At 57.0% G+C, this 19906-nt stretch carries 12 protein-coding genes; 11 read left to right on the top strand and 1 reads right to left on the bottom strand.

Going from position 1 to position 19906, the window contains the following annotated elements; translation table 11 throughout:
* The first annotated feature begins 21 nt into the window (after positions 1-21).
* The 5 genes from GV827_RS20260 (at position 22) to GV827_RS23895 (ending at position 6780) form a co-directional block, all read left to right on the top strand.
* The gene (locus tag GV827_RS20260; RefSeq protein ID WP_164355635.1) at positions 22-2100 is read left to right on the top strand and encodes a hydantoinase/oxoprolinase family protein; all 2079 of its coding nucleotides are present in this window, start codon (positions 22-24) and stop codon (positions 2098-2100) included.
* Positions 2097-3842: a hydantoinase B/oxoprolinase family protein gene (locus GV827_RS20255; protein WP_164355634.1), complete on the top strand. Its 1746-nt coding sequence runs from the start codon at positions 2097-2099 to the stop codon at positions 3840-3842. Before GV827_RS20260 ends, GV827_RS20255 begins: the two co-directional genes overlap by 4 nt.
* A 1-nt stretch (position 3843) precedes the next feature.
* A complete protein-coding gene (locus tag GV827_RS20250) occupies positions 3844-4779 on the top strand; it encodes an N-carbamoyl-D-amino-acid hydrolase (RefSeq protein WP_164355633.1) in 936 nt (311 codons plus the stop codon).
* A 310-nt stretch (positions 4780-5089) separates the two neighbouring features.
* Entirely contained in the window at positions 5090-6421 is a 1332-nt protein-coding gene (locus GV827_RS20245) for an O-antigen ligase family protein (protein ID WP_164355632.1), read from the top strand.
* Positions 6422-6651: 230 nt separating this feature from the next.
* The gene (locus tag GV827_RS23895) at positions 6652-6780 is read left to right on the top strand and encodes a hypothetical protein (RefSeq protein ID WP_268895768.1); all 129 of its coding nucleotides are present in this window, start codon (positions 6652-6654) and stop codon (positions 6778-6780) included.
* A gap of 497 nt (positions 6781-7277) precedes the next feature.
* Here the strand turns inward: GV827_RS23895 and GV827_RS20240 are convergent, their stop codons facing one another.
* Positions 7278-8438, bottom strand: coding sequence for an adenylate/guanylate cyclase domain-containing protein (locus GV827_RS20240; RefSeq protein ID WP_164355631.1), 1161 nt, complete (start codon positions 8436-8438; stop codon positions 7278-7280).
* Between the two features lie 658 nt (positions 8439-9096).
* Between GV827_RS20240 and GV827_RS20235 the strand changes: the two genes are divergently transcribed.
* From GV827_RS20235 to GV827_RS20210, 6 genes are all read left to right on the top strand, one after another.
* Positions 9097-10905: a GMC family oxidoreductase gene (locus GV827_RS20235; protein ID WP_164355630.1), complete on the top strand. Its 1809-nt coding sequence runs from the start codon at positions 9097-9099 to the stop codon at positions 10903-10905.
* 252 nt (positions 10906-11157) lie between these two features.
* The gene (locus GV827_RS20230; protein ID WP_164355629.1) at positions 11158-12057 is read left to right on the top strand and encodes a sterol desaturase family protein; all 900 of its coding nucleotides are present in this window, start codon (positions 11158-11160) and stop codon (positions 12055-12057) included.
* Between the two features lie 341 nt (positions 12058-12398).
* Positions 12399-14135: an adenylate/guanylate cyclase domain-containing protein gene (locus tag GV827_RS20225; protein WP_164355628.1), complete on the top strand. Its 1737-nt coding sequence runs from the start codon at positions 12399-12401 to the stop codon at positions 14133-14135.
* Positions 14136-14796: 661 nt separating this feature from the next.
* Positions 14797-15909 carry an efflux RND transporter periplasmic adaptor subunit gene (locus tag GV827_RS20220; RefSeq protein ID WP_164355627.1) on the top strand — a complete coding sequence of 371 codons (1113 nt, stop codon included), beginning with the start codon at positions 14797-14799 and terminating at the stop codon, positions 15907-15909.
* 4 nt (positions 15910-15913) lie between these two features.
* The gene (locus GV827_RS20215; RefSeq protein ID WP_164355626.1) at positions 15914-18949 is read left to right on the top strand and encodes an efflux RND transporter permease subunit; all 3036 of its coding nucleotides are present in this window, start codon (positions 15914-15916) and stop codon (positions 18947-18949) included.
* 5 nt (positions 18950-18954) lie between these two features.
* Positions 18955-19380, top strand: coding sequence for an ion channel (locus GV827_RS20210; RefSeq protein WP_164355625.1), 426 nt, complete (start codon positions 18955-18957; stop codon positions 19378-19380).
* The last annotated feature ends 526 nt before the right edge of the window (positions 19381-19906 follow it).

The raw sequence follows: 19906 nt of genomic DNA, 5'->3' as shown, positions 1-19906 counted from the left end.
CGGAAAGCGTAGGAGTTGGACATGCGGCTAATCGGTGTTGATGTTGGTGGAACATTTACGGATATCGTGTTTCACGACACCGAAGGTGGGTTGACCCATATCCACAAGGTGCCCACCACTCTCGACAATCCTGCACGAGGCGTTTTAGGGGGGATCAGTGCTCTCTGCGACCGGTTCGACGTAGACAGGGCGAGCATCGACCATGTTTATCACGGCACGACGACTGCCACGAATGCGATCCTTGAGCATGATGGTGCGAATTGCGGGATGATCACCAATCAGGGCTACCGTGACATCATCCATATCGGGCGTCACCAAAGGCCGCAGCACTTTTCGATCCAGCAAGAGATCCCATGGCAGGATCGGCCTCTGATAAAACGGCGCTACCGAAAAACGGTGCCACACCGGATCGCGCCACCGTCAGGCGAGGTTCTCGTACCTTTGGACGAAACCGCAGTACGAGCCGCTGCGCGCGAACTGCGCGACGCCGGGGTCAATTCGATCGCGGTCTGCTTTCTGTTTGCCTTCCTAGACCCGACGCACGAGGAGCGCGCCAAGGCGCTGGTGCTGGAAGAGCACCCCGAGGCCTTCGTAACAACGTCTTCCTCTGTATCTCCCCAGTTCCGCGAGTTTGAGCGGTTCACGACCTCGGCCATCAATGCCTTCGTCGGACCGAAGGTGCGGGACTATGTCTCTTCGCTGGAAGGCGAACTGGCCGCAGCCGGCTTGAAAGCCGACCTCCATATCATGGCGTCAAATGGCGGTGCGGCGACGGCGGCGATGGTGTCGGAGCGCCCAGTGGTCACACTTTTGTCAGGCCCTGCGGCAGGGGTTCTGGGTGGGGCTTGGACCGGTGGGCTGTCGGGGCGCACCTCGCTGATCACATTTGATGTGGGCGGCACCTCAGCTGATATCGGAATCGTGTCCGAAGGTCGCTTCGCTGAGGCATCCCCGCGCGACACTTGGATTGCCGGGTTCCCGCTGATGGTACCGATGATCGACATACACACCATCGGCGCTGGCGGTGGGTCAATTGCGCATCAGGACAAGGGGGGTGCATTCAAGGTCGGCCCTCGTTCGGCAGGCGCACGCCCCGGCCCTGCTGCCTACGGTCATGGGGGTACGGAACCCACCGTAACAGACGCCAACGTTGTGTTGGGTCGCCTCGACCCGAATAATTTTTTGGGCGGAGAGATGGGGCTGGACGTAGAGGCCTCACAAGCTGCTCTGGACCGGTTGGCGACGCAACTAGGCATGGACAGGCTGGCCGCAGCCGAAGGCGTGATAACGATCATCAATGCCAACATGGCCAACGCGATCCGGTCCCGAACAGTGCAGAAGGGCTTGGATCCGCGCGACTTCGCACTGGTGGCCTTCGGTGGCGGCGGCCCCCTCCAGGCCGCAGACGTTGCGGCGATGCTTTCGATACCCGAGGTGATCGTGCCATCGCATCCCGGTATCACCTCCGCCATGGGTCTATTGACCACTGACCTGCAATACGATGCGATCCGCACGGCGTTCGTTTTCTCAAACGATATGGACCATGGACAGATCGAAGAGCGATTTGCCGACATGGAAACCACACTCCTGGCCCAGTACACCGCCGATGGCGTGGATGAGGCCCGCGTGACCTTCAAGCGCACCGCCGATATCCGTTATGTCGGGCAGGGCTACGAACTGCGGATTAACGTGCCGGGTGGCGCGTTTGACGCCGCCGCCGAGGCCGCCGTCTGGGCGGAATTCGAGACCCGGCACGAAGCCGAGTACGGCCGATCCTTCCCCGGTAGCCCCATGGAGATCGTTAACGTTCGGGTCACCGGCATCGGTGAAACCCAAAAGATCAGGGCGCAGACACCCCCGACGAGCGGATCATTGGAGGCAGCAAAGGTAGCAACCCGACCTTCGGTCTTCCGGGTCGGTACGGACTTGGAAACAGTGCAGACCACCTTCTACCGGCGTGACGCCCTGCCATTGGATCAACAGATTCCTGGCCCAGCCGTGATCCTACAGCAAGACAGCACAACCATCGTGCGGCCAGGCGACAGCTTTGTCGCGGACCGGGCAGGCAATATCATTATTAAGATCGGGGGGCTGTCATGAGCCAGATTGACCCAGTCACCGCCAGCGTCATCCAAGGCGCCTTGCAGAACATCGCGATAGAGATGGGTTACAAGCTGATGCGGATGTCTTATTCGTCCATCATCCGAGAGTCCGAGGATTTCGGCACGGCTCTGACTGACCATGTGGGAAACCAGCTGGCAGAATCCGTCCAGTCGACCCCGCTGCAATCCGGTCCCATCCCAGGCTACGTGAAGAACGTGATCGAGGTGCTTGCCGCCCGTGGTGACACGTTTGCCCCTGGCGATGTGATCATGCACAACGATCCTTACGGCGGGGCGTCCCATGGCCCGGATATTGCGCTGATCATGCCGGTTTTTCACGGAGATGAATTGGTCGGCTTTGCCGGAACGACAGCGCACCATCTAGATGTTGGCGCCTTGTCGCCCGGGTCATGCGGGATTGTCGATGCCATGGACGTCTACGCGGAGGGCCTGCAGTTCAAGGCTATCAAGGTGGTCGATGGGGGGGTGCGCAACGAAGCCGTCTGGCAGATCCTGCGCGACAATGTCCGGGCACCTGCGCTGGTCGTGGGTGATCTGGATGCTCAGGTCGCGGCCTGCGAGATTGGGGCCGAACGGTTCCGTGATCTTATCGCCCGCTACGATGTCGCTACCATCCGGGCCGCGTCAGAGGCGCTTATGGCCTACTCAGAACGGATGATGCGCCAGGCGATCAGCGATGTGCCGGACGGTGTCTACTCCGCCACCACTCACATCGATGGATTCCTTGGCGACCCGGAACGGAGCGAACTACCTATTGTGGTGACAATCACAATCGATGGTGACCGGATGGTGGTAGATTTGACCGGCACGGCTCCCCAAGTCGGCGACCGGCCCATCAACATGCCGTTGGTCGGGACGGTAGACATCTCGATCTGGTTGACCGTGCGCTCGGTTCTGCTGGATTCGGACATTTATGGCGAGATCCCACAGAACTCGGGCCTCACCCGCCCGATCGAAATCATCGCTCCGCGCGGTTGCCTTGCCAATCCGATCTTCCCGGCCCCTGTGATTGCCAGGTTCACCCCTGGCAACCAGCTGGCCGACACGGTGATGAAGGCGCTGGCCGAGGCCGTTCCAGAACAGGTCTCTGCTGGGATTGGCAACCTCAAGGTGATCGCCTTTTCTGGCCTACGCGAGGAAACCCATTGGGTGCATATGGAAATCTTCGAAGGGTCTTATGGTGGGCGCTTTACCAAGGATGGGATGGATGCGGTTGACACGCTCTATGCCAATACCCGCAACAACCCGATCGAGGATATCGAAAGCCACTTGCCGATGCGCGTCACGCAGTATGAACTGCGTGAGGACACCTGCGGTGCTGGTCGCACCCGGGGCGGTGTGGGTGCCATAAGGGCATTTCAGTTCCTTGAACCGGGCGGCTTTTCCGTCGAAGGTGAGGGGCACAGATTTCCCCCTTGGGGCTTTCAGGGCGGCGCCGACGGCAAACCCGCCGAACTGCACCTTATCCACGCTGATGGCACTGACGAGTCGCTGGTGTCCAAGGTGCCTTATCGTCCAGCTGCGGCGGGCGACACATTTCTGGCTGTTGGGCCTTCTGCAGGAGGGTATGGGCCAGCTTTCGAACGCGATCCGGCCGCGGTTCTTGAAGACGTGTTGGACGGCATCGTGTCAAAAGAAAGCGCCGAAAGCCAATATGGCGTTGTGATAATCGGTGGTAAGGTGGACGCCGCGGCCACAGCCGCGAAAAGAGGGGTTTGACATGTCTCGCCAGATCATTGTTGCCAGCGCCCAGATGGGCCCCATCGCCAAGACCGAACCGCGGCAGTCCTGTGTGGCACGTATGGTCGACATGCTGCGCGAAGCGCATGGGCGCGGTGCGAGACTGGTGGTTTTCCCGGAACTCGCGCTGACATCGTTCTTCCCGCGTTGGATGATCGAGGACAAAGATGAATTGGAGGCGTGGTACGAGGAAGACCTACCAAGTCCTGCAACCCAGCCTCTGTTCGAGGCGGCAGCGGAACTCGCGGTCGGCTTCTACCTCGGCTATGCTGAACGCGTATCTGAAGAGGGGCGCATCCGCCACTTCAACACCTCAGTGCTCGTCGGACCCGATGGCAAGATCATTGGAAAATATCGGAAAGTACATCTGCCGGGTCACGACGCTCCGCAGCCGGGGCGGACATTTCAGCATCTGGAAAAGCGATACTTCGAACCTGGAAACCTCGGCTTCCCGGTTTTTGACGGCTTCGGAGGGCGCGTAGGAATGATGATCTGCAACGACCGGCGCTGGCCAGAGGCCTACCGGGTCATGGGTTTGCAGGGAGTCGACTTGATCGCGTTGGGTTATAATACCCCCGTCGACCATACCGGCCACACCGATATCGATAGTCTGACCCAATTCCACAACCACCTCAGTATGCAGGCGGGGGCCTATCAGAATGCGTCGTGGGTCGTAGGAACCGCAAAATGCGGGCGGGAGGAAGGCTCGATGATGGTTGGTCAGTCCGTCATCATCGCCCCCTCAGGCGAGATTGTCGCCATGGCCAGCACATTGGAAGATGAGGTCATCACAGCAAAAGCCGACCTGGACTTGGGGACGCGGTACCGGGAGACAATTTTTGACTTTGCACGCCATAGGGAACCGGACAGCTACGGCCTGATCGTCGAGCGAAAAGGGGCTGGTGATCCAATCTAATCGAACGCGTCTTTTGTGATCATAGCTCACGTCAGACCGCACGGTCGATCAAAATCACCGACGCCCAACACTGGCGACCTCGGGCTCAAGATTTATGGTCGGAGTCAATTTTGGACATATGGCGCATAGTCGACGTTATCGGGGGTTTGCAGAGCGAAACACGTCAGACGATGACCAGTCGATCACTCTCGTTGTGCAGCCCCTGCCCGGCGTCTTATAAAAAGCGACATGTGGCGAAAGCACCGCAGCGTTGACCTATTGAACCAATACCCAGTCGCAAATCGATGCGGTTCCCGTCATCGTCGTCGGCATGGGACGCAAGCAGATCAGTGAAGCGGTAGAGAGCTCTCACCAGGGCCCGCACAAAGGCGTGCTCCGGCTCCTGATCGGCGTACTGGCTCTCTGGCCCCTGCTCTGCGGTGCTTTGGTTCTATCGCTTGAAGACCCCCTGGCCCCGGGCATCGAGTACTTCGTCTACCGCAGCCTGGGTCACGTGGCGATCGTGCTGACCCTGATCATCTGCGCGCTCTCGTCGGCGCGCCAGCGTCGATACCGGAAAGCCACCCTAACCCGCTTGGATGTCCTGCTCATCGCCCTGGTGACCTGGGCCTTCGTCTACACGACCCTCTTCGCGCAGCCGAACTACTATCTCCTGGTCCCCGCTGCCGTGATCCACCTCCTGACTCTCCTTGGGGTCATCTCAGCGATCAGTTTGTTTGCGCGGTGGTCAGACGGGGTGCCCCCATCAATCTGGACCGCGATCTTTGTTTCGATGCTGCTGTATCTGCCGCTCCTTCCGTACATCGTGTTTGTGGCATCTGAGGCGCCTGACTTCATTTGGAAAGCCGCCTTTGCGCCCGTTCAGAATGTCCGGTGGTATGGTGCCCTCTTGGCCATAGCATTGGCCGCAGGCCTGGCGCCAGCCTGGCCCCGCCCGCTGGGTCTCTCTCCGTCACGGTGGTGGCGCCCGGTTGGGCTCATCATCTTGTGGGCGCTTCTCTTCTGGAGTGGCAGTCGCGGTCAGGTGCTGGGTCTCTTCGGGGCGGTAGCTATCGTGGTTCTTCTGAACCCGCGGCTCCGACCCCGACTTGCATTTCAGACGACAGCAACCGCAGTCCCAGGCCTCGCACTGTCAGCCCTACCTCCCACCCCGACGGCAGACTTCGGATTTCTATCTAGACTTCTTGGAAGGACATTCGAAGCAGACCTAAATGCCGCATCGTCAGGAAGGATTCAGCTGTGGCTCAAGACTGTCGAAGTTATTCAAGAAAAACCCCTGTTCGGCCATGGTCTCTTGCAGTTTTTCCCAGTGGTACTCGGCGAAGACAATGCAGCATCTGCCTTTCATAGTCATAACTTCCCTTTAGAAGCTATGTTGGCCTTTGGCCTCATTGGCGGAGGTGCTCTGATATTTCTGGTACTTCGCTTCTACGTGCGCCAGATGACACGGGCCCACCAACGTGATTTCCCAGAAGCCATTGTCCCACCGGTCCTGATCTTTACGACAATCCTGCTGATGTCGCTTGTGAGTGGCGGTGTCCTCTTTCAAACGATTTCTGCCTACTTGGTGATTGCAGGCTGCGCGATCTGGGCGGGTCTTGCCCCTTTGAACAGAGAGCGCCAGACCGAAAAGGTCCAATAATCCTGAAAGGAGCCGGAGGGCTGAACACCCGAGGGCCCGCTCGCCTGATGTCTGCGGGATGGGGGAAAACAAGGGGGCGTGGGCAAACCCGCATTGGGGCTGAACCCAAGTTCTCATCCCTCTTTGGACAAAGTTTCCGCTTGTGTGAACCAGCTCACAGACGGAAACAGAATCACATGCCATAAAGTACAGGCAAGGCCACAGACGGCCAAGAAACGAAGGACGAGACAATGCAGACCCTTAAGAAGTCTTTCTCACCCAGCACCGCTTCCAGGATTGCGCACACGATCATCGACATCGTCCTTGATAGCCTGCAGGACGGGGCCGTCATGCAGGCAAAGGTGGAACGGTATCACTAAGAGCATCGCGAAGGCCTGCCTCCCTTCCAGGATGGCGCGCAACAGCTGCACCAATGCCCGCAGACTTCAAAAGCTTTGCCAATCAGTTTTGAGATGGGACAAATTCAACTGCTTGAGCCCATCTCCGCAGGTTAGAGTTGTTTTTGTCTTTGTTTCGGGAACGCGCCCGTCCGTCCCAGACATTTCTTACGCCTTTCCCGCGTCAACATCCCTGAAACGTCCAGGGTCTGAGCGATGAAATCGACTGCCGGGTGATCCACCTCGAGCCGCGACATAAAAATTTGAAAAGAGCCTCTATTCGGTCTTGTTGTGATAAGAGGGTGCTAAAGCGCATTCGAGTTTTTCGCAACACACTGTTAAACCACGTGTTTAGGTAGAAGGTTAGAAAGCGCGTGCTAAAAGCTGGCGTTCACTGCGTGTTGTGCGAATAACCGAGTTGCTGACTTTTAAAACATTCGCTGCAGGTGTCGGCTCTGTTCCCCTTTATTGCATGATGCCTATCCTAGAATAAACATCTCTCTCTCGCCCGAAAAACCTTTGAATTCGCACTCTACCATTTTCCCTGTCGTGTCAGGAATAACATCTTTGAACGCTCGCGAGCACACCACTGAGGCATTCCGCTTCGCTGCTTCTTCTAGCATCCGGGAGGCAAGATTTACTGTTGGACCAATCGCGGTGAAGTCCAAGCGATCTCCACTGCCAACATTGCCAAAAAACAAATCTCCAAGGTGTAAGGATGCGCGAAACCTAATCTTTGGATTCTGTTCATCCGCCGTCAATGCCGTACTTACGGCTTCAAGAGCTTCTAAAGCGGCTCCAGCCGCTTCCTCTTGCGCCGTGAGGTCGTCCGGAGTTTGAAAGATGGCCAGAACGCCATCGCCAATGAACTTTAAAATTTCTCCATTGTTGCCTCCTACCGCTGACGTAATTGCCGCAAAAAACCTACTCAACACTTTTAATACGTCTTCAAAAGCGAGCTCATTTGAAATCTTGGTAAAGCCAGCGATGTCGGCAAAAAATACAACAGCCGAGATTTTTTCGCCGTCACCCAAGCCGATGCTACCACTCAATACCTTCCTACTCGCTTTTTCACCAATGTATGTTGCAAGAGTAATTTGCTTGTCGCGGCGCTCAGTAAAATACTCCTTCATACGGGCAACAGGCGCTTGCATCCGCCGCAAAGCGGTTATTTGGTCACTGGTAAATCCACCAGAAGCTTTCGTCCCAGCCTCTATGCACCCTGAAACTGTTCCATCGAAGTTGAACAAAGGAAGATAAACAAAATCCGTGAATTTTTGGGCCATTAATCCATTGCGTTGCTCTGAGGCCACCTCAGGATCATCGTCATCAAAACGAAAACGAATTAACCGCTGAGTGGTTATGCACGCGTATTGAGTAGTCTCCACAAAGCCGCCTTCATCCATAAAATCCCGACTCATGGTTTGGACGCGCACACCACCACCCTTGGACCAAATTGTTCGGATTCCTCTGACATGTGCATTGAGAAAAATCCCATCGACCAGAAAAGCGTCAAGCGGAACACCCGCTGAAATTAGCCGTCGAGCACATTCTTCGACGATCTCTTCGATACGTTTTGCGGGCTGTGCCCCAGAGATCAGCCAGTTTATCGTGGACGATATCTTTTGTGTATTGACCATTTCGACCCCAAATAATTTGGTGCAGGTTGTACTGCTAGTGTTCCCCGTCCGACATAAGATTCCCAGTCTGCCTCGGGCGCGCGCGCTGTTGTTCAGATAGAACCCCAAGGGGCAGCCATGCGGACTTTCCCGCCTGATGCTGGTGCAGCGAAACTTCCCTACGCGCGACAATCAAATTTCTCAACCAGACGCGGCGGCGCAGCACCGTTTCCCGAAAGCGGCCATTGAACTCGTACAAATTGGCCGAAATCCAAACCGGTCGTACGCTGCGCCGGTTATCCGACGTTCCATGAGAAGACGATATCACAGCCGCGCGGAATTCGAGAAAGAGTCTGCATTGGGCTCGTCTCGGTCATCTGAGTCTTTCTGTCGGATGACCGATTGGCCACCGTCAGCGGTCACTTATGGCAAGCCAGCGCCGCGGCAACGCCAGCTTTTGCACCGACCGCTCTTACCAACACAGGCCATTCGCTGCGGTTGCGTTCGATGTCTCACATGCGGACAAAGCGGCGCTTTGCCAATTCAAACCCAATTTCCGCTTTGTCCTCATCGACGGGCATATCTTTTGGGTTTTTGTTTTGCCTTTCACAGAAAATACTGCATCATGGTTTGCGTCGGCGGCCCTCAATAGGCGTGCGGCAAGGGAGGACACCAAAAAATGACAGATACTTACGACTACATCGTCGTGGGCGGTGGCTCTGCGGGTGCGGTCATCGCCGCCAGGTTGAGCGAAGATGCGTCCGTCAGTGTCGCCTTGGTAGAAGCTGGTGGTCATCCGCCGGATCACGAAATGATGCCTGCAGCAGTGGCCAGTCTCCAACTCGATCCAACGACAGACTGGATGTTTACGGCCGATCCGGGCAAGGCGGGTCTGGGGCTGCGCGACAATCTGATGCCTGTGCCGCGTGGCAAAATGCTAGGTGGGTCATCGGGCATAAACTACATGGCATATGTGCGCGGGCACCCCGGCGACTTTGACAAATGGGCGTCAATGGGCGCGGATGGCTGGAGTTTTCAAGAGGTTCTGCCGTATTTCAAAAAAAGCGAAGACCTGGCACCCAGCAATGAAATCGTTGTCGATGGAGAGGCGCATGGGTCCGGAGGACCGCTTGGAGTGTCCGTTCGATCGCCCGTCATTCCGGCATCGCGGGACTTTGTCTCTGCCGCGGAAGCCACCGGTATGCACCGTGGCGATTACAATGGTAGTTCGCGCGGTGGTCCTGAAGGGGTCACATCCTTGTTTCAGACCACCACGCGCAATGGAATGCGTTCAAGTACGTATCGCGCGTTCCTGCAGGGCAGCGTCGAAGACCGTGATAACCTGACGATCATCACAGGGGCGCATGTGGCGCGTGTTCTCTTGGGTGGTGAAGCGGACACGCTCCATGCCACAGGCATTGAATACCGTGATGAGAACGGCGCCACCCACGCGGTTTTTGCAGAGCGCGAGGTGGTCCTGAGCGCAGGCGCTGTCGGGTCACCACAAATTCTGATGCTATCCGGGATTGGACCCCGGCGCGAATTGGAAGCGGTCGATATCACATGTCGTCATGAGCTGCCCGCCGTGGGTAAAAACCTGAAAGATCATTTGCATTGCGCTTTGTTCTTCTCGGCGCCCGGAATTGGTGTACCCGTTGCCGAGGTTGGCGTGTCGGCAGGGCCCGATGCGCTTCGTGCGCCCGCCGGGCCGCTTCCGGCGGATCCCGCAGAGGATAAAGACTTGCCGCCTGAACTCGCTGGCCTCAAGGCCGAGGCGGAGCGCCGATTGGGGCAGTGGTTTGAAACAGGGGAAAGTCTGGTTTCGTCCTCTCTTTATGATGCGGTCTGCTTTTTTTCGACGGGTCTGGACGACACGCACAGCCATGACGCTCAAATTGGGTATGTTCCATGCGGCTATGACGCGGGCTTGCTTGGGGATCGTCTGCGTATTGATCTTTCGACTTTTTTCGAAGATGCTGATGCGACACTGGCGCCAGATCAGGAGAATATGATCCTGCTCGCCAATCCGGTCCTGCCACACAGCACGGGCGAAATCACCTTGGCGTCAAATGATCCAACGGCAGCGCCTGTTATCAGCATGAACTATTACGCTGACCCGCATGATCTGAAAGTCATGGTCGCCATCATGCGAAAAGCACTGGAGATCGTCGAAAACTGGCCTGGAGAGACAAAACCCGGCGCGTTGAATGTACCGCCGGAACTCGCACGCAAACACGGCTACGTTACCGGCCAGACACCAAGCGACGCCTTGTTGGAAAACATGGCATTGCATTACTCGACCACCGTTTACCATCTTTGCTCCACGTGCCGGATCGGCGATGTGGTCAGCGCGGACTTGAAGGTTAACGGTGTCGGCAAGCTCAGAGTTGCAGATGCCAGCGTTATGCCGGACATCATCAGCGGCAACACAAATGCTGCCTCGATCATGATAGGCGAAAAGGCAGCGGACCTGATAAAAGCGGCCTAGCGCGGCATTTAATGTCTGATTGAACGGTCGCACTATGCTTAATGCGGCCGTTCGCGTTTGCCTGTGCACACAGGGCGGATGAATGACTGCTCTGGGCTCGTTCCAGCCGTTAGCTCCGCCCGGAACTAAGGTCCGGAGAGCGGACGAGCCGCCATCAGATGGTATCGCTTGAATGTCTGGGTTACATTGGAACAGCCATCGCCTAGAACAGTTTGAATTCTATCGCGACGCAAAACCGAAAAGTGCGCGTCAATGTCCGACACAATACTGGCTGCTGAACCGACTGTCCGACTTATTGCCTTCCTAGCCGTTTTGACGGCCATGGTAATTTGGGAAGTGGCTGCACCCCGGCGACGACGGGATATTCCGCGCGTTATCCGATGGACAAATAACCTCGCGCTCGTGGTACTCGACACCGCGATACTGCGGCTGACCTTCCCGATCCTCGCGGTGGGTCTCGCAGCCACAGCCGAGGATCGCGGATGGGGGCTTTTCAACAATATCGATGCGCCAGTTTGGGTTGCCATCGTAGTCTCCATGTTGCTTCTTGATCTCGCAATCTACCTTCAGCATGTGATGTTCCACGCAGTACCGGGGCTTTGGCGTCTGCACCGGATGCATCACGCCGACCTCGATTTTGATGCGACCACAGGCTTGCGTTTCCACCCGGTAGAAATACTCATCTCGATGGGGATCAAGCTGGCGGTCGTAGCAGCCTTGGGGCCGCCCGCCGTCGCCGTACTCCTGTTCGAGGTGCTCCTGAACGCTACCGCGCTCTTCAACCACGCAAACATTGATTTGCCGCGTCCGGTAGACCGAATCCTCAGATGGATCGTCGTCACCCCGGATATGCACCGTGTCCACCATTCTGTCGATCCGCGCGAGACCAACTCGAACTTTGGCTTTAATCTACCTTGGTGGGACCGGCTTCTCGGAACCTACGTTGCTCAACCCGCGAAGGGGCACAGCGGTATGGAAATCGGCATCGAACAGTTTCGTACACGCCGCGACCTATGGCTCGACCAAATGCTGATCCAGCCGCTGCGCGGCCCGGCTAGCGGAGGTGCGCTCGAAGCCCGCAGTCAACGGAGGCGATCTTCGCCCGTCGCGCCCAAGCAAACCAAGCTTGGAAAGGACCAACTAGACCGATAGCCCTCATTCAAAGACTACTTTGCCGCGTTTTAGCGTCATTCAGGCCGCGTGCAGCATTAGGTAAAATGGGCTCGTTTCAGCCGTCAGCTGCGTTCAGCACTAAGGTCGGCTTGGCCGACAAACCAGTCCTTGGGCCATACTCACAGTAAGTGATGCGCCACCTTCGAAGTCAAACGTTGGGGTCTTCCACATTTTTGTTCGATTGTTGGGTGTCAAGAGCTTCTACGGTCTTGATCTGGCGCTACTCTGAACCGGTGGCAGTCGGCATTGCGAAATTCTAGCCTCTAAAGGTAACACAATTCAGCGTGGTGCTTTAACAGAGCTACCACTAGTCTCACCTCATGAAGACGAACATCCATCGCAAACTCTCCGCAGTTCTTTCCGCTGATGTTGCTGGCTACTCGCGACTTATGAGCGAAAACGAGAGCCGCACACTGGAGGACCTTCGACGGTTGCGTACCGATCTGTTCGAACCCACCGTGAAGAGGTTCGAAGGAGACGTAATCAAGCGTATGGGGGATGGTTGGCTTGTTGATTTCAAAAGCGCTCTAGATGCGGTTCAATGTGCCTTTGCGGTGCAGCGTGAGCTGCGGGATGATCCGCGTATCAAGCTGCGCATTGGTATTCACGTAGGCGATATCGTGCACGAGGCAGAGGATATTTTCGGCAATGGTGTGAACATCGCCTCGCGCCTGCAGGAAGTTGTTGAGCCGGGCGGCGTGGCCGTTTCCGGACCAACCTACAACATGGTTAGCACCGCAGTGCCAGAACCATTTCAAGACGCGGGCGAGCAGCGGTTGAAGAATATCGCCGAGCTCGAGAGAGTGTTTGTCTGGAACGGCCGCCTGTTGAGCCACAGCGATGCAAAGCAAGATACCCGCGGTTCCCGAAAATCCGCTCTGATCGTCCTGCCCTTTTCCACAGCTGAAAAAACAGGTGATGCTCCCGCCCTCGCCATGGGACTTTGGGACACGATCATTACGGCGCTTTCCCGCTTTTCCTGGTTTCTGACTATTCCGCGGAACATCAGCCGCATCTATGAAGGGGAAGAAACCACGCTTGAAACGCTGCGCCGAGACCAAGGTGTATCCTACGCTGTTGAAGGTAAACTACGTCTCGCCGGAGGGCGGGTAAGGGTAAATATCGATTTGCTGGATGTGAACACCTCCGACAGTATTTGGTCGGGCCATTTCGATGGGGAGGCTGCAGACCCCTTCGAGATGGAAGACCGTATCACGCGATCCATTCTGGCTGAGGTCCTGCCGCGCGTTTTGGGGGCGGAGGCGCGACGCGTGGCTATCGCCACTGATGGCAGTGCCTGGGATCTGATCCTCAAGGGCAGAAACCTGATGTGGCACGTGAACGAAAAAGATGTTGCCAGCGCACAGGAACTCTTCCGACAGGCGATCGAGCTAAACTCGGAAAGCGGCATCGGGCAGAGTGATCTGTCGTGGTCCTACACGATCCAGCGCATCTATGGGTGGGGTGCCGCGCTGGATGTAACAAGCCTTCGTGCGCAGGAGACTGCGCGCGCTGCGGTGGCCGCCGATGAAGGAGACGCATATGCACTGACTGCGGCAAGTTTTGCGCAGCTTCTCCTGAGCGAGGCCGACGATGCTATATCCTTGGCCCAGCGGGCGGTCCAATTGAATCCTCATCTTGCCGTGTCCCACGCGGCAATGGCGTTGGGGTATTTTCAGCAAGGGCAATACGAGGAGGCCCACAGGTTCGGCGAGGACTCCTTACAGCTCAGCCCACAGGATCCTTTTCGCTCTATGGTGCGATCGGCGCGCGGAATGTACTTTCTGATGCTCGGTCAAACCGAGGAGTTGGAACGAAATGCCCGCGAAATGATACGCGATTTTCCAGGTATGCCGACAGGCTATCGCCAGTTGGCTGTCGCCCACGTCAAGAATGGTCAATTCGCGGAGGCAAAGCGGATTGTCGAAGAGGATATTCTACGCCTTTTGCCGGGACATACGGCCTCGGCCTCGGGTCGGCAAATTCCCTTCGGCAAAAATGAAGAGGCACGTAAACACTGGGTGAATGCGCTAGTGAAGGCGGGCTTGCCGCTCTGACCTGAGCCTGTGAAAATGCGTTATAGTCCACGTGCTGTTATCGCCAAAGTGACTCCTGCAACGCGAACATAGGCTTTATGAAGTTCGCTTTGGCTTTTAAAAGCCCGATAGTTGTACGGCGTTGAAACATGAACGTCTGATGCTGTGCAAGTTCGGAGATGCTGCACGTGCGAGTGTCGGAGCTGAAGGCTTCCGGTTTGGGCTGATTGTGTTGAAAAACTCGAAAATTCGACCATCAGAATTTTCCGCTAGAATCTATTGAATCATCCAAGTCCGTACCAAACGGCCAGCGTAAGCCTTGAGGCTCTCTCACATTGCCAAGTCAGCGTTTTGGCAGACCCCCTCGCCGAATTTTTCGACTGGCTTTCTATGGGCCACTTTTTTAGCGGTTTTCGTCAAAATCGGAGTTTTTCAACACAATCGGCTCTCCTGAGACATCTGAGTCATTTTGTCAGATGACCGTTTGAAGCCGGACAGCTGTCACTCAGCGCTGCTTACATGGCGGGAGCGAACACAAATGGCGCTTTTCTTCCTCGAGAGATCTACCAGCCCGCACGCCACAGGGACTGACCTTAGGCCTCATAGCTGCACAAATGGCATCCTCTAGTGGACAGCTAGCTATTTGTCAGACACTCTTGCATGGAATAGGAAGGAGCGGGAAATGCGCTTTATTCAGTCGGCCGCTGTGATTTCGTTGGTGCTGATGGTCGGGGCGTGCCGCGAAGAAGAAAACGCATCCGAGCCAGTGATCCGTGGGTTGAAAGTTCACGAAATCGAGGAACGCGAACGGACACAGACCCGCCGTTTCCCAGGTGTTTTGGAGCCCTCCGATCTCACGGTCATCTCGTTCGAGGTTGGCGGGACCCTCGACGTGGTAGAATTGGATGTGGGGCAGCGCTTGGATGCCGGAGATAGGATCGCTCTTCTGGATACGGCCACTCTGGCCTTCCAGGTGGAAGGCGCCGAAGCGGCAGTTGCGCAAGCACAGGCAAACGCACGTAATGCAGAGGCAACTCTGGTCCGGCAAGAAGAACTCCTCTCGCGAGGCAGCACAACACGGGTCGCTGTGGATAACGCCCGCACGCAAGCGCAGGCCGCTGCGGCGGCACTGGAGCAGGCTGAGGCATCGCTGGATTCCGCTCTGGAAAACCTTGAAAAGGCCGAACTGCGCGCACCTTTCGACGGTGTGGTCAATTCGGTCGAGGCCACCTCTTTCGCCACGGTCAGCCCAGGAACTCCCATTGCATCGATGTATTCGGCAAAAGGGTTTGAGGTTTCGTTTTCGGTCAGCTTCGACGCAGTTAGTCAACTGGTGATCGGAACGCCGGCGCAGGTCAGGCTGGCCGATCGTCCGGACATCACGCTGAGCGCTGTCGTCAGCGAAATCGGCGCGCGGGCCGATGCCGTGTCGAGTTTTCCGATCGTGTTGGAGCTGAGAGAGACCCACCCGGTGCTGAAAGCAGGCATGGCCGTGGAGGCGGCCATCGACTATCCGCTGCCAACGCGAGAAGGATACACCCTTCCCCTATCCGCCCTAATCAAGGATGGGCTCGGCGGCAGCCCCGGAGATGGGCAGGAGCGGGCCACGGCCGGGGTATTCGTCTACGATGCCGAAAGCTCCACTGTCGAACGGCGTGAAGTGAAATTGGGCGGCATCCGCGAGAACATGCTTGTCGTGACCGAAGGTCTTGAGATCGGCGATCTTGTCGCTTCTGCGGGCGTGTCCTTCCTCAAGGAAGGTCAGGAGGTCAGGCTCCTCGACGGTAGGGACTGACCGGATGGATTGGTTGGCCCGCTTCGGCATCGAGAAGTCCAGATTCACATTGCTGGTCATGGTGGGTTTGCTGCTGATTGGCGCGCTCAGCTATCTGGCTCTGCCCAAGCGCGAAAATCCCGCCATTACCATCCGCACGGTGATCGTCTCGGCACAGTTTCCGGGTATGGCGCCGGTACGCGTGGAAAATCTGATCGCGGTGCCGCTGGAACGCGCGGCCCGCGAGATCGGCGAGGTCGAAGATATCTCGACGCTGATCACCACCGGGCGCGCGCAACTCAACATTGTCGTTGGAGACAGCGTGCCCCCGGATCAGCTGAACAGGATTTTTACCGACATTCGCAACAAGATGGAGGACACTGCCGGCGAATTGCCGGAGGGCACAGTCGGACCATTTGTGAATACGAACTATGGCGATGTAGCGATTGCGACCGTCGCCGTGACTGGAGATGGGTTTACCTACGCAGAAATCGAAGACGCGGCCGAAGCGTTACAGACCGGTCTTTACCGTGTGCCCGGCATTACCAAGGTGACCTTGTCGGGCATTCAGGAAGAACGTATCTGGCTTGAGATCGATAGCCGCAGGCTTGCAGCGATCGGCGTTCAATTGCCGCAGCTCCTCAATGACCTCGATGCTCAGAACGTCATTCTGCCCGCCGGGCAAATCGACGCGGACGGGACCAATATTTATCTGGAGGCGAACGGGAACCTTGCGTCGATACAGGACATTGCAGCTGTCCTGACGCAATTGCCAACCGGAGAGATCGTCCGCCTCAACGACCTCATGGAAGTGCGGCGCGGATATGTCGAGCCGCTACAGCGCCCTTTGTATTTCAACGGTGAACCCGCCGCCTTAGTAAGTGTCGAGATGTCGGACGAGCGCGATATCCAGAAACTCGGCCGGGTCTTGCGCCACGAGATATCCAAACTGGAGAACACGCAGCCCATCGGAATTGCTTACAATATCTCGACCTTTCAGGAAACGAACGTGACAGCGTCGATCAACGGGGCGCTTTCAAATGTCGGCCAGACCTTCGCTGTCGTCTTCCTGGTGATGCTGGTATTTCTGGGATTCCGCGCCGCTCTGGTCATCGCCTGTATCGTGCCGTTTACGGTCACCTTTGCGCTGCTGGGCATGTCGCAATGGGGCATCGATCTTGAGCAGATCTCTATCGCGGCCGTGATCATCTCGCTCGGGCTTCTGGTCGATAACGGACTTGTCGTCGTCGAAGATATCGACAGGCGGATCAAGGATGGAGCATCGCCAGCAGAAGCTGCAACCGCGGCGGGCGGGCAATTCTTCGTGCCTTTGGCCGTTGCGTCGATCACAACTGTTTCGGCGTTTCTGCCGATGCTTATCCTTGAGGGGACAAGCGGGGAGTTCGCGTTTTCGCTCGGTGCCGTCGTGGCGCTCATGCTCGCTGGCTCATGGCTCACGGCCCATTACATTCTGCCGTTCCTTGCTGCAGCCTTGTTGCGCCCGACGGCTGCGACAACCGAGGAAGAGAGCGCTGCCGTCCGGACCTATGGAGCGCTGGTGCGCCGTTTGCTCCCTTGGGGCATTCCCGTCGCACTTGTCTGTTACGGGTTGGTTGCTGTCGGGATCAACAGCTTCGGGGCGCTCAAATCCGAGATGTTCCCACTGTCGGAGCGCGCAGAGTACCTGATCTATATCGACCTGCCCAAGGGCAGCTCCGTTACCGCAACACGGGAAGAAGCCTTGGCGATTGACCGTTGGTTGCGGGATGAAGAGGCCAACCCAGAGGTCGCTAACACAACGCTCTTCGTCGGCCACGGGGGACCACGCTTTTATCTGGCGCTCTCGCCCGCAGATACAGACCCCGCAAGCGCGTTCTTTGTGGTCAACACCCACAGCTTCGAAGGTGCCGTGGCAGCGGCGGACCGCGCCCGCAAACACATTGCATCCAATTTCCCGGCGGTCCGGGCCCGCGTAACCCGCCTTTCTATGGGCGGCAGCGAGTCTGGCATTGTTGAGGTCGAAATCACCGGGCCAGACGCCGATACCTTGCTTTTCGCCGCAAATCGCGTCGAAGCGGCCTTCGACGCGGTTCCGGGTCTCGTGCTCAACAGCAACGATTGGGGAAACAAGAGCCTGACGGTGGCTGTCGACATTCTGCAGGAAAAGGCCCGCGAACTGGGTGTGACCTCGCGTGATATCTCGAACGTCATGCAAACCTATTTCTCGGGGGCGCAGTTCTCGGTCTTTCGAGACGAGGTCGATCAGATTCCAATCGTCTTGCGGGCTGAGGAGGCCTTCCGGGACAGCCTCGAAGACCTCGCGAACCTGAGCATTCCAACCGAAAGCGGGCTTGTCTCCCTCGATCAGGTTGCACGCTTCCAGCCGCGGCTCGAATTCTCGCAGTTGCGCCGGGAAAACCAGGTACGCCAGATCACCATCTCGGGCAAAAGCAACGCACTGGCGGCGGCTGAGGTTGAGGCACTGATCGCACCGGCATTGGAAGGGTTGGATCTCGGGCCACGCTATCAGGTCCGGGTTGGTGGCGAGAGCGCGGACGCGGCAGAAGCTAATGCTAATCTCGTGGGCGGCATGCCCTATGCGTTGGTCGTCATGATCGCTGCGCTCATGTTCCAGTTCAACTCGGCTCGCCGGGTGGCGATCACCTTCCTGACAATACCGATGATCGTTATCGGCGCCCCTCTCGCCCTATTGGTCACCGGTCAACCGCTCTCGTTTTTTGCGATATTGGGAATGATCTCGTTGATGGGGATCATCATCAATAACGCCATCGTCCTGATCGACCAGATTGATATCGAACGCCACACACTGCCGCTCGACGATGCGATTGTCACGGCGTCCAAAAAACGGCTGAACCCTGTGTTGCTGACATCTTTGACGACGGTTCTCGGCCTGATCCCCATGGCACTGTTCGGGGGCGCTTTGTTCGAGCCAATGGCGGCCCTGATGATTGGCGGTCTGGTTCTGGCTTCACCTTTGACACTTTTGCTTGTCCCGCCACTATATCGACTGTTTTTCAGCAGCGCGGCGCGGACGGTGTGACAGGGATGCCGGTCGCGGTGCAAATCGCCTTGGGCAGCGCTCTCCTTATCATTTGCGCGACTATTCATATCTCAGTAGCGATGGTTACGGTGGCATGGTTGCGCGCCAAGCAACCACTGCGCCACGGCCTTACGTACTGGTCCGGCTTCAAGACAATTTCTGCGCTTTTTCTATTCCTGCTCTTCTCCCACACGGTGCAAATCTACGTGTGGGCCTTCACTTTCTGGGCAAGTGGCGCGCTGCAGGGTTACGAGGCTCCGATCTACTTTTCACTCGTCACCTATACGACGCTCGGCTACGGCGACATTACGTTGACCGAAACGTTTCGCATCCTGGGCGCCATGGCATCGGTTTGCGGCATATTGATGTTTGGCCTGACCACTGCATTTCTCGTCGGCGTGATTGCGCGGCTTTTGGGTACGAAACCCTGACCAAAGAGCCAGGCTTGCTATTCCTTATTTGTTCGCAGCGAATGGGCCCATAGTCCGCAAAGGGCTTGCGCGCAGTGCCAGCGAGCTAACATGGAAACCGTCAATTGAACTACACGGTGCGATCAAATCCCAGCTTTTCGCGCCAATGCCCCTTGGAGGCCATCCAGCCTGCCTTACGGTCAGTCGATCCGGAGGCAGTGGCGCATTTTCAATGGGCCGTTATCTCGATGAGCTTCAACCGATTGCTGCGTCAGAACAGCTGATTCCCCACTTTGTCGACTTCTGTTCTGTCCTGCGGGTAGGCTGCAAGCACATTTCAGCAGAAACGAGCGGTGATGTTTCCTCGCCGTGGATCATTCGGGTTCAGTCTATGGCAGGTTCGGGTTTCACCTGATAACCTGTTTGGAGAACGGCGCCATGCTAGGATCTGATCGTTGAAAAGTTTTGGCCTCGATATGGGCACTCAGCACAATCAATTTCATCTTCTGTCTCAATTGAAAGAGCAGTCAGAGCTGATTGATTCAGG

The sequence above is a fragment of the Sulfitobacter sediminilitoris genome (assembly GCF_010667575.1).
GTDB lineage: Bacteria > Pseudomonadota > Alphaproteobacteria > Rhodobacterales > Rhodobacteraceae > Sulfitobacter > Sulfitobacter sediminilitoris.
This window is presented reverse-complemented; position numbering and strand designations above follow the sequence as displayed.